15 protein-coding genes are annotated in these 10,205 nt (G+C 69.8%); 14 read left to right on the plus strand and 1 reads right to left on the minus strand.

Going from position 1 to position 10,205, the window contains the following annotated elements:
- Positions 1-36 precede the first annotated feature (36 nt).
- From ADK57_RS32070 to ADK57_RS32080, 3 genes are read left to right on the plus strand one after another with little or no spacing between them, the layout of a single operon-like run.
- Positions 37-312, plus strand: a complete 276-nt coding sequence (locus tag ADK57_RS32070) for a hypothetical protein (protein ID WP_053753140.1) — start codon at positions 37-39, stop codon at positions 310-312.
- The gene (locus tag ADK57_RS32075; RefSeq protein WP_053753141.1) at positions 309-1,178 is read left to right on the plus strand and encodes a hypothetical protein; all 870 of its coding nucleotides are present in this window, start codon (positions 309-311) and stop codon (positions 1,176-1,178) included. The genes ADK57_RS32070 and ADK57_RS32075 overlap by 4 nt, the downstream gene beginning before the upstream one ends.
- Positions 1,175-2,980 (plus strand): DNA cytosine methyltransferase, encoded by a 1,806-nt coding sequence (locus ADK57_RS32080; RefSeq protein WP_053753142.1) that lies wholly within the window; start codon positions 1,175-1,177, stop codon positions 2,978-2,980. Before ADK57_RS32075 ends, ADK57_RS32080 begins: the two co-directional genes overlap by 4 nt.
- Before the next feature lie 319 nt (positions 2,981-3,299).
- Here the strand turns inward: ADK57_RS32080 and ADK57_RS32085 are convergent, their stop codons facing one another.
- Positions 3,300-3,554, minus strand: a complete 255-nt coding sequence (locus ADK57_RS32085; RefSeq protein WP_053753143.1) for a type II toxin-antitoxin system prevent-host-death family antitoxin — start codon at positions 3,552-3,554, stop codon at positions 3,300-3,302.
- Positions 3,555-3,711: 157 nt separating this feature from the next.
- On the opposite strand from ADK57_RS32085, the gene ADK57_RS48030 reads away from it, so the two are divergent.
- From ADK57_RS48030 to ADK57_RS32125, 11 genes are all read left to right on the plus strand, one after another.
- A complete protein-coding gene (locus ADK57_RS48030; RefSeq protein ID WP_078973455.1) occupies positions 3,712-4,521 on the plus strand; it encodes a helix-turn-helix domain-containing protein in 810 nt (269 codons plus the stop codon).
- Positions 4,521-5,105, plus strand: coding sequence for an ATP-binding protein (locus tag ADK57_RS51545; RefSeq protein ID WP_078973456.1), 585 nt, complete (start codon positions 4,521-4,523; stop codon positions 5,103-5,105). The genes ADK57_RS48030 and ADK57_RS51545 overlap by 1 nt, the downstream gene beginning before the upstream one ends.
- A complete protein-coding gene (gene dnaB / locus ADK57_RS32095; protein ID WP_234390474.1) occupies positions 5,102-6,478 on the plus strand; it encodes a replicative DNA helicase in 1,377 nt (458 codons plus the stop codon). The genes ADK57_RS51545 and dnaB overlap by 4 nt, the downstream gene beginning before the upstream one ends.
- Before the next feature lie 18 nt (positions 6,479-6,496).
- The gene (locus tag ADK57_RS50155) at positions 6,497-6,664 is read left to right on the plus strand and encodes a hypothetical protein (RefSeq protein WP_159050182.1); all 168 of its coding nucleotides are present in this window, start codon (positions 6,497-6,499) and stop codon (positions 6,662-6,664) included.
- Positions 6,664-6,876: a hypothetical protein gene (locus ADK57_RS32100; protein ID WP_053753145.1), complete on the plus strand. Its 213-nt coding sequence runs from the start codon at positions 6,664-6,666 to the stop codon at positions 6,874-6,876. Before ADK57_RS50155 ends, ADK57_RS32100 begins: the two co-directional genes overlap by 1 nt.
- 34 nt (positions 6,877-6,910) lie before the next feature.
- The gene (locus ADK57_RS32105) at positions 6,911-7,252 is read left to right on the plus strand and encodes a hypothetical protein (RefSeq protein ID WP_053753146.1); all 342 of its coding nucleotides are present in this window, start codon (positions 6,911-6,913) and stop codon (positions 7,250-7,252) included.
- Positions 7,253-7,509: 257 nt separating this feature from the next.
- The gene (locus ADK57_RS32110; protein WP_053753147.1) at positions 7,510-8,091 is read left to right on the plus strand and encodes a hypothetical protein; all 582 of its coding nucleotides are present in this window, start codon (positions 7,510-7,512) and stop codon (positions 8,089-8,091) included.
- Entirely contained in the window at positions 8,088-8,354 is a 267-nt protein-coding gene (locus ADK57_RS32115) for a hypothetical protein (protein WP_053753148.1), read from the plus strand. Before ADK57_RS32110 ends, ADK57_RS32115 begins: the two co-directional genes overlap by 4 nt.
- Positions 8,355-8,392: 38 nt before the next feature.
- Entirely contained in the window at positions 8,393-8,671 is a 279-nt protein-coding gene (locus ADK57_RS32120; protein ID WP_053753149.1) for a hypothetical protein, read from the plus strand.
- 76 nt (positions 8,672-8,747) lie between these two features.
- Positions 8,748-8,903: a hypothetical protein gene (locus ADK57_RS50640; protein ID WP_199830728.1), complete on the plus strand. Its 156-nt coding sequence runs from the start codon at positions 8,748-8,750 to the stop codon at positions 8,901-8,903.
- The gene (locus ADK57_RS32125; RefSeq protein WP_053753150.1) at positions 8,900-10,000 is read left to right on the plus strand and encodes a DUF6085 family protein; all 1,101 of its coding nucleotides are present in this window, start codon (positions 8,900-8,902) and stop codon (positions 9,998-10,000) included. The genes ADK57_RS50640 and ADK57_RS32125 overlap by 4 nt, the downstream gene beginning before the upstream one ends.
- The last annotated feature ends 205 nt before the right edge of the window (positions 10,001-10,205 follow it).

Raw genomic sequence — 10,205 nt, forward strand, 5'->3', positions numbered from 1 at the left:
CGCCGGCCTCGGCTGGCTCCTCGCCGGGAGGCGGCGATGAACGCCGCCGTCACCGTCCTGGTGATCCTCATCGCCATCACCCTCGCCGTCTGGTGCGGAGCCGGCGCCATCCACGCCTGGCGCTGCGACGACTACCGCACCCGCAACGACAAAGCCGCCGCACAACGCATCACCCGGCACGAGCCGCGGCCCGAACCCGGCCAGCCCGGCAGGGACGTCGGCCTCTACCTCGACTGCGTTGCCGTCTACGGCGACTGCGACGACCTCGACCGACTCCGCGCCATCGACCAGCACCGGAAGGAGACGCCGTGACCACCGCCGTCCGTCAAGCCCCCCACCACGACAAGCTCACCTGCTACGTCAACTACGGCTGCCGCCTCCCCGAATGCGTCGAGCGGTACAACACCAACGAGCGCGACCGGCGCCGACAGAAAAAGACCGGCGACTACCAGCGGTACGCCGACGCCGCACCCGTCCGCGACCACGTCCAGCAGCTCATCGCGGCCGGCGCCAGCCCCCGCGGCATCGCCATCAGCGCCGACGTCAGCGACAAAGTCGTCCGCGACCTCCTCCTCACCCGCCCTGACGGCACCCGGACACCGCTCAAGCACCGCGTCCTCACCGCCAACGCCGACAAAGTACTCGCCGTCACCGCCGACGACGTCGTCCCCCACTACGTCCTCGCCCTCGGCACCATCCGACGGCTGCAAGCCCTCGTCGCCGACGCCTGGCCCATGAACCGCATCGCCCAGGAAGCCGGACTCTTCCCTTCCTACGTCAGCCAGCTCCTGTGGCGGGCCAGCGCCTACGACGGCCTCAAAGTCCGCGGCACCACCGCCCTCGCCGTGGCCCGCGCCCACGACAACCTCCGCGGCCGGAAGGCCACCCGAAACGGCATCGCCCGCAAAGCCGCCACCACCGCCCGCGGCATCGGCAAAAGCCGCAGCTGGCCGCCCACCCGCTACTGGGACCAGCACCCGGGCGCCATCGACGACCCGCACTTCATCCCCGAATACGGCAAGTTGCGCGCCCAGATCATCGCCGAAGAAGCCCACTGGCTGATGACCGCCGGCCGCCTCGACCGCGACCAGGCCGCAGCCCGCCTCGGCGTCTCCCTCTTCTCCGTCGACCGCGCCCTCCGCGAACACCCCCAAACCGAACAGGAGCTCGCCGCATGAGCCGCCACGACAACGACGCCCTGACCGTTATGGACTGGTTCTGTGGGGCCGGCGGCTCCAGCCAGGGCATGCACTCCATCCCCGGTGTCCGCATGGAGCGGGCGGCGAATCACTGGGAGCGGGCGATCGAGTCGCACGCCGCGAACTTCCCCACCGTCGACCACTACCGCGGCGACATCCGCGAGGCGCCGGTGGAGTCCTGGCCGGTGACGGACATCTTCTGGGCCAGCCCGGAGTGCCCGCAGTGGTCCAACGCGCGTGGCAAGAAGCGCGACTTCGACGCCTCCCTCCAGGGCGACCTCTTCGACGGGTTCGGCCCGTCCGAGGAAGTCGAGCGCTCCCGCGCCCTGATGGAGGAAGTCCCGATGTATTTGCGCGGCGTCCAGCAGCGCGGCGGCCTCGTCAAGGCCGGGGTCGTCGAGAACGTCGTCGACGTCCGCGCCTGGGACCAGTGGGACCGCTGGATCGGCGAGATCACGAAGCTCGGCTACGAGACCCGCGTCATCGCCCTCAACTCGATGCACGCCGACCCGCGCACCGTGCACAAGGCGCCGCAGAGCAGGGACCGCCTGTACGTCGCCTACTGGCACCGGTCCCTCGGCCGGACCCCGGACTGGGACAAGTGGCTGCGACCGCGCGCCTGGTGCACCGGATGCGACCAGTGGGTGCAGGCCGTGCAGCGGTTCAAGCAGCCCGGGCGCGACATGGGCCGCTACCGCCAGCAGTACGTCTACCGATGCCCGAACGCCACCTGCCGGAACCAGATCGTCGAGCCCGAGACGCTCCCGGCCGCGGTCGCCATCGACTGGGCGATCCCCGGGCAGCGCATCGGCGACCGGACCAAGCCCCTGGCGGACAAGACCCTCGCCCGCATCCAGGCCGGCCTCGACAAGTTCGCCCGGCCGATCACCCTTGAGGCCGCGGGCAACACGTTCGAGCGGCGTCCCGGCGTCCGCACCTGGCCCGTCGACGCACCCCTCACGACGCAGACCACAACGCCTACCAAGGCCATGGCCTACGAGCCGTTCATGGTCCCGGCCGGAGGCACCTGGCGCAATGACCCATCCAGCGTCCTCGACCCGATGGCCTGCCGCACCACCCGCGAGAACGACGGACTCGCCATCCCGCCGCTGCTGATCCCTGTCGAGGGCCGCGACGGCAAGGAGCCCGCCTCCGCGAACAACCCGCTCCGCACCCAGACCGCCCGCAACGAAACCGGCCTCGCCTGGCTGCCGTTCATGGTCACCATGCGCGGCGGCGGCGACCAACTCCGCGGCCGATCCATCGAAGAGCCCGTCGGCACCGTCTCCGCCAACGGCAACCACCACGGCCTCGTCACCCCCAACCTGCCCGCCTTCGTGATGCGGAACAACGGCAGCCAGGGCGACGGAGGCGAGCACTGCACCACGGCCGCCGAGTACTTCCGCACCATGACCACAGCCGGCCACCAGTCCCTCGTCACCTGGGAACACCTCCTTGTCCCCTACTACGGCAACGGCACCGCCAAGACCGTCCGGGAACCCGTCGGCACTCTCTCCACCCGCGACCGGTACGCCCTCGTCCAGGGCGACGTCGACATCGAAGACGTCCTCTTCCGGATGCTCGAACCGCACGAGATCGGCCGGGCCATGAGCTTCGGCGACACGTACATCGTGCTCGGCAACAAGCGGGAGAAGGTGAGGCAACTTGGTAATGCTGTCACTCCGCCAGCCGCCGAGGTCATCGCCGCGGCTCTGGTCGAGGCCATCACCGGCGAGGAACTGGATCGCTACGCCGAGCCGAACCTGGCGGTGGCGGCATGAGGGGCATCAAGGGCAGCAGCAGGGTCTGCGCCGTCGAGACCTGCGACCGCCGAGTCCGCCGTAACGGGCTTTGCGAGATGCACGACAGCCGGTTGAAGCGGACCGGGACGACGGACGATCCGCCGAAGCAGACGCTCGCCGACCGATTCTGGGCGAAGGTCGACCGCCGCGGCGCCGACGACTGCTGGCCCTGGACTGCGGCCACCCGAGCCTCCCCAGGACCGCGGCCCCGAGCTCGCCACCGCCGCCTGACCTACCCGGACACGACAACGGCCCCGCACACGCGGGGCCGAGGAGGAGGAGAGGAGGAGCGATGGCGTCAGTCGTCGGAGTGGTCCGCCAGGTTGCGGGTCATGTCGGTGTAGATGTCCGGCCAGTGGCGGCGAATGTACTCGACGAGCTCTCGGTCGCTCTTCGCCTGCTCGTACCGCTTCACCGAGATGAGCACGGCCTGCGGCTTGTCGCGACGGGTGAGCACGAAGTCGGCATCGAGGAGTCGCGCCTCGGCGATGACGTCGGTCATGTTCGCGCGCGCTTCGGAGACTCCCAGCTCTCGAACCTTCGACTCACTCATGCGACCAGGATACACATTAGCTGGTCTGTAATCTCCGACGCGTTGTACAATTCAGGAGCGAGCGAAACCCCTGCACCACGGGCCACGCCGCCCCCATGAGGGCTGCCTCAAAACAGCAACCGACCAGCAGAGACACCCTCCTGAGAGAAGAGATCACGTGAGCTTCAAGGTCACCAACTGGGTGTGGTCCCGGTCCGAGTCCCGCAATGGGGCCCGGCTGGTCATGCTCGCGCTGGCCGATCGCGCCGACGACAACGGCTGCGCCTGGCCTTCCATTGATGACCTTGCCGAGCGCACGAATCTAAGTCCGCGAGCCGTCCAGAAAGGCATCACGAACCTAGTCGAGCTGGGCGAGCTGAAGGTCGAGAACGGGGGCGGTCGGCACCGGTCGAACCGCTACCGCATCGTCCCGAAACCCCGCACATCTGACGGGGTTACTGACCAGGAACCCCGCACATCTGACGGGGTATCGGCCACAGAAACCCCGAACTTTGCGCCCGAAACCCCGAACTTTGAAGCAGAAACCCCGAACTCTGCGACACAAAACCCCGTCCAAAGTTCACCCGAACCCCCACTAGAACCGTCAGAGAACCGTCAGAGGAACCACCCCCCAGCCCCCCGCGACGAGCCACCGCTCGGAGAGCAGCTCTTCACCAAGTGGTGGGAGCAGTACGGGCACACCACGGCACAGGGCAAGGGCGCTGTCCGACGAACCATCGATGAGGCCCTTCGCAACGGCGTCGACGCCACTGAGTTGTGGCAAGCGCTCGACCGCCTCGGCGACCTCTCCAAGCCCGTCACCGGCGGCACCCTCCAGTTCGCCTTCTCCGAACTGCGCCAGTCCAGCCGCCCCCAGCTCCGCGCCGTCCCCGGCGGCTGGACCGGCCAGAACCGTCCACACCCCGCCACCGGTGCCGCTGCGCCCGCGCCCACCGCAGACGACTACAAGAACGCGAGGCCCTTCTGATGACCTCCGCCGAAGAGCGGCGCACCCGCCACGACGCCGCCCAAGCCGCAGCCCGCGCCGAGATCCGCGGCCAGACCCTCGACCGCTACCTTGCCCGCCGCCCGAAGTCCTTCACCGAGGACCACCCCGTCCGGCCCGAGATCGAGAAGTGGATCAGCGACTTCCTCGCCGGCTCCCACGCCTCGCTGCTGCTGCTCGGTGAACCGGGCACCGGGAAGACCTGGCACCTGTGGAAGGTCGGCGAACTGCTGATCCGCCGCGGCTGGTTCGGCCGCTACTACCTCGTCTCCGACTTCGAGTTCAAAGCCGCCGCGGACCGGCCCGTCAACCACGAGCGGATGCAGACCTGGCGTGAGGCGCCACTGATCGCTCTCGACGACCTGGGCGCCACGCAGCTGTACCCGTGGACGGTCGACGCCATCGCCCAACTGATCGATGCCCGCTGGCAGAACCAGCTGCCCACGTTGATCTCCACCAACCTGCCGACCCTCGAGCCGCTCGGCCCGCGCACACAGTCCCGCTTCGCCGACGGCGGATCCACCTTCGCCACCTTCACCGGCACCGACTTCAGGAAGGCCTCATGACCCACGACCACGAGCCCCCCGCCGACGACGCGTTCGACGGCAGTCAGGCCTTGCAGCCGCCGCCGTTCGATCTGGACGCCGAGAAGGCAGTCCTCGGCTCGATGATCCTCTCCGGCAATGCGCTCGAGGAAGTTGTCGAGATCCTTAAGCCGGAGCACTTCTACCGTCCCGGCCACGAGGCGATCTACCGGGCGCTCGTAGACCTCCACAACGAAGGTGCCGCCCACGACGAGATCGCCCTCACCAACCGGCTCGAGCGGGACGGCGACCTGACCCGCTGCGGCGGCCGCGGCTATCCGTTCACGCTCGTCCAGGCCGTGCCCACGGTCGCCCACGCCGAGTACTACGCCGGCGTCGTCCGCGAGAAAGCCGTCCTCCGGAAGATCCTCGCCGCCGGGAACAGCATGGCTCAGGGCGTCCACAGCCGCGAGCGTTCCCCTGACGAGATCATCCAGGACGCCTACGACACCCTCGAAGGACTCGCCGGCCTCACCGACACCGGCGACGAAGACCTGTCCATCGGCATCGACATCATGGACACCGTCGCCGAGGTCGTCGACATCCGCGAGAACGGCCCCAAGCTCGGACTCCTCACCGGGTTCCTCGACTTCGACGCCCTCACCGGCGGCCTCCTGCCCGGTCAGTTCATCCTCATCGCCGCCCGCCCCGCCATGGGCAAGTCGGTCCTCGCCGGGGACTTCGCCCGCTACACCGCGATCCGCAACGACGTCCCCACCGCGTTCTTCTCCCTCGAGATGGGCCGCAAGGAACTCGAGAAGCGGTTCCTGTCCGCGCACGCCACGTACCCGCTGCACTGGATGAAGGCCAAGGGGCCCATCGACGACGGCAAGGTCATGGACCTGGTCGAGGCCGGCAAGGACATGCAGTCGTCGCCGCTGTTCATCGTCGCCGACACCGGCATCACACTCGCCAAGATCCGATCGCACTGCCGTCGCGTACAGCGCCAGCACGGTCTCGGCCTCGTCGTCATCGACTACTTGCAGCTGATGAGCGGCGAAACGACCGGCCGCAACGACAACCGGCAGCAGGAAGTGTCCCGGATCAGCCGCGGCCTCAAAACCCTCGCCATGGACCTCCAGGTCCCGGTCATCGCCCTCTCGCAGTTGAACCGTGGCCCCGAGCAGCGGCAGGACAAGAAGCCGATGATCTCCGACCTCCGCGAGTCCGGATCCCTCGAGCAGGACGCCGACATCGTCATCCTGCTCCACCGCGAAGACGCCTACGACAAGGAATCCCCTCGAGCAGGTGAGGCGGACCTCATCGTCGCCAAACACCGCAACGGGCCGACGGCAACGATCACCGTCGCCTTCCAAGGGCACTACGCCCGATTCGTCGACATGGCCCAGACCTGACCCGAAAGGAGAACCACCGTGCCCTACCTCGACACCTGCGACCGCTGCCTCACCGAAGACAGCCCCGCCATACCGCCCGCCAAGGTCACGCCCAACGGCCCCGGCTCCGTCCTCGCCACGTACCGCTGCCCCACCTGCGGTCGCACGTGGACCTGCGGATGGGCCGACCAGGGCGAGGCCGCCTGATGCCCGACACCCGCTTGCGCTGCCGGGAGTGCCACCGCCCGCTCCGCCGCCCGTCGCTGTCGGGCTACGGCCCGGTGTGTGAACGCCGCCGCAACGCCAGACCCGCACCCACGCCGGCAGCCCGCACCCCGACCGCCGGGCCCGTCCCGCAGATCGACGGGCAGGTCGAACTGCCGCTGATCCCGTTCCAGCCCACCTTGCACAGCCTCTGACGACCACCGCACCACCGACACCGAGGAGAACCCCGTGACCACCGAAACCCCCACCACCGACCCGACCCGCGACCTCCACGAGGCCGCACTGGAAGGAGCTATCCGCCTCACCATCCGCGGCGCCAAGGCCCGAACCCCGCAAGACCGGTGGGCCGCTGCCCAGGGCGCGTCCATGTCGTGGGCGTTCCACCAGGCCCTGACCCGGCTGGTCGAGCTCGACCCCGACGGCACTGCCGCGTTCGCTGCGGATCTTGTTGAGGAGCTGGAGGACGGCTCCTACGGCGACGACATGTGCGACACGGCCGTCGAGCTGGGTTTCGACCCGCAGCCGTGGATCGACGTCGAACGCAACCCGTCGGCCTCCGTCGCGCGTTGACGCACGCCCGGGGGACCGGACGCCGCCGCCACCCGCCTACCGGAGACCCCCATGCCCCACCCCTGGCTCCCACACCCGCCCGTCCCGCCACCCCACCGCACCGTCTGCCCGCACGGCCGGCCCTACGCCACCGCCGATCTGGCGCGCACGGATCCGATCCGTTTCGCCACCGATGTGCCGCTCGAACCCGTGCGCTGTGCGACACCCCGCTGCGGCTGGCATTTGACCGACCCGACTGCCCGACCGGAAGGAACCCGATGACCGACCAGACTCCGCTCACCGACCAGCAGCTCGACGACATCGCAGGCCGCTGGACGCCCGTCCCCCACGGCGAGCGCCCGCAGATCAGCCTGACCGGTAGCTCAAGCCCTGGCGTGCTGCTCGCTGCGCTGTCGAGCGCCCCGGAGGACGTCCGCCTGCTGCTCGCCGAAGTCCGCCGCCAGCGCACCCAGGTCATCTCGATCGAGGGGGCCGCAGACCGGTACGCAACCCGAGCCAACGAGTACCAGGCCGCGCTTGAGGCCACCGTCATCGAACTGCTTGCCGTACAGGTCGAGCGGGACGCGGCGCGCGCCGAAGTCGCCCGCCTCCGCGCCCGCACGCTGACCGACAGCGAGTACGACGCCGCCTGGCACGCCGTCGAAGGCGCCGCCGGGGAGGAAGGCGCCGACCCCGGGACGGTCCTTCACGCCGTCCTCGACAGGCTCGGGATCACCTGGGCTACCGACGAGGAGACGCACGTCGTCGCCGACGACTCCGACGACCCGGAGCACGTCGACGACTGCCCCGGCTGCGCTCCCGCCGCTGCTGCTGGTGTCGAGTCCGGGACAGGCCAGTGACCGCCGCCCGGCAGATCACCCGTGACCCGTTCGGCCCGCCGCTCCCCACCGCCGAGGAAGCCGCCGCCGCCCACCGCATGGGCTGGAACCTCCGCTGCAACAGCTGCGGCGGCTACGGCGCCACCTGGATCCCCGGCATGCGGCCCGGCTGGGGATCCCTCGCCCTCTGCTACCCGCACAAGCGGGAGCTGGAGGCCACGCAGCGCCGCCACGCCCAGGAGTTGCAGGCGCTCACCGCGGTCCGCTTCGAGCAGGACCGCTGACCCCGCGCCCTCTGACCCGCCACCCCGAAGGAGAACCGATGACTGCCGCTCCCGCCGAAGGCCCACAGCCCGCACCCCGGCACAGCCACCGCTCGCCCACCCTCCACATTGCCGCCACCCCTTGGCCCCACATCGCCGACCAGTCAGACGGGATCAGCCTTCAGCACGGGGACTGGCTCATCCACGGCATCGTCCGCGCACCCGTCGCCACCCCGGACGACCCTGGCGCGCTGCGCCTGCTGCTGGAGTACGCGCTCGCCACCCTCGACCGCCACGAGCAGGGCCCGGACGCGCTGCTCGATGACGACGAGGCGTGACCACCCCACGCAAGACCGGCCGCCCGCGGGCAATGCGGGCGGCCGGCCCCGCCGATTCTCACCGGAGGAACCCCCAATGACCAACCCGACCGGCTGCCGCTGGTGCGGCATCGACCAACGCGACCACATGCAGCGCTGGCACTCCACCGCCGGCTGGCGCCAGTGGACCCAGCCCACCCCACAGCAGACCAAGACCCGCATGCAGCAGCGCGCCGCCAGGAGGAACCCGTGACCGACAACCCGACTGCTCGTCTCCTCGACTGCGGCCTCTGCTTCGAGGAGCAGGGCGAGGAGGTTCACCCGCACCCGGAATGCCCGATCGCCACGGTTGCCCGCTATCACCGCCGCGCCGACGAGGTGCAGGCCGTCCAGTGGACCGGACACAACGCCGACACCCTGCGCGCATTCGCCGGGCACCACTTCGACACGATCGACCCCGAGGACCGCATCGAGGACGGCGACCAGGACGCCCAAGTCCTCATCGAGGCCAGCTACTGGACCGGGATCAGCCCGGGCTACTGGGTGCTCAAGTTCGAGGACCATCTCGACGTTGAGCGCGACGAGAACTTCCGCGCGGGGTGGGCGCCTGCCGCTGTTCCTGTTGTGTCTGCCGCCGTACCGCCCACAACCCAGACCGCCGAGCCTGTGTGCGTCTGCGGGCATCCGATGCGCCTCCACCACGAAGACGTGTGCCTCCTCACCGGCTGCGGCTGCAACGACGGCCGGGAGCCGGAGGCCGCCGATCTGGCCGACCGTCTCGAAGCCGTCCTCACCGAGAAGTTCACCGAACTCGGCAATCCGTTCTCCCGGATGCGGATCGCTTTCCAGGGCCCGGACGGCTGGCCTGCCTCGAAGGAGGTCGGCCCGCACGATGTGGCGCTCGTGCTGCGGGAGCTGCTGGCCGACGAGGCGCCGCCGCTGCCGTCGATCCACGCGAACGACGTCGCGGGCTTCTGCCCCGCATGCGGTCACGGCGTCCTCATGCTCGGCTCCGGTGGCCACGTCACGTGCACGCTGATGGACTGCCCGAAGCCTGAAGCCGCCGACGAGTTGCTGCACCGGGCCGACGAGGCGCAGCAGCAGCCCGAGACGCAGGACCGGTCGGCCGGCTGCTGCGGACGGCCGCCGGGAGCGATCTGCGTCCACGACCACCCCGCCGCCGCGTCTGTTGGCGTGCAGACCGACGAGGAGGCCGAGAACCCGCGCACCGTCTGCGTCTGCGGCCACACCAAGGGCGAGCACCTCCGCGTCAGCGGCCGTCTGCTCTGCGACGCGTGCGACCCCGACTCCACCGAGAACCTCACCTGCACTGGGTTCGACGCCCTGTGATCGCCGATGCCGTCGACACCGCGTTCACCCTCGGCTGGGCGCTCGCCGCGTGGATCGCCGCCTGAAGTTACCGGCGAGGCAAGTAACTGACGGCCTCGACCCCCCTCCCCGGGCCGTCACCCCAACCCAACCCCCAACGGCCGCACACGGCCGCCCTGTACGCCGAGAAGAGGCCCAAATGCCTGACACTGAAGACCACTGGCAA

It is taken from the genome of Streptomyces sp. MMG1533, assembly GCF_001279775.1.
Classification (GTDB): Bacteria; Actinomycetota; Actinomycetes; order Streptomycetales; family Streptomycetaceae; genus Streptomyces.

Bases quoted from the DNA above. Each gene is read 5' to 3' on its own strand.
- ADK57_RS32070 (WP_053753140.1), top strand. From the start codon at position 37: ATGAACGCCGCCGTCACCGTCCTGGTGATCCTCATCGCCATCACCCTC.
- ADK57_RS32080 (WP_053753142.1), top strand. From the start codon at position 1,175: ATGAGCCGCCACGACAACGACGCCCTGACCGTTATGGACTGGTTCTGT.
- ADK57_RS32085 (WP_053753143.1), bottom strand. From the start codon at position 3,554: ATGAGTGAGTCGAAGGTTCGAGAGCTGGGAGTCTCCGAAGCGCGCGCG.
- ADK57_RS51545 (WP_078973456.1), top strand. From the start codon at position 4,521: ATGACCTCCGCCGAAGAGCGGCGCACCCGCCACGACGCCGCCCAAGCC.
- dnaB (WP_234390474.1), top strand. From the start codon at position 5,102: ATGACCCACGACCACGAGCCCCCCGCCGACGACGCGTTCGACGGCAGT.
- ADK57_RS32100 (WP_053753145.1), top strand. From the start codon at position 6,664: ATGCCCGACACCCGCTTGCGCTGCCGGGAGTGCCACCGCCCGCTCCGC.
- ADK57_RS32110 (WP_053753147.1), top strand. From the start codon at position 7,510: ATGACCGACCAGACTCCGCTCACCGACCAGCAGCTCGACGACATCGCA.
- ADK57_RS32120 (WP_053753149.1), top strand. From the start codon at position 8,393: ATGACTGCCGCTCCCGCCGAAGGCCCACAGCCCGCACCCCGGCACAGC.
- ADK57_RS50640 (WP_199830728.1), top strand. From the start codon at position 8,748: ATGACCAACCCGACCGGCTGCCGCTGGTGCGGCATCGACCAACGCGAC.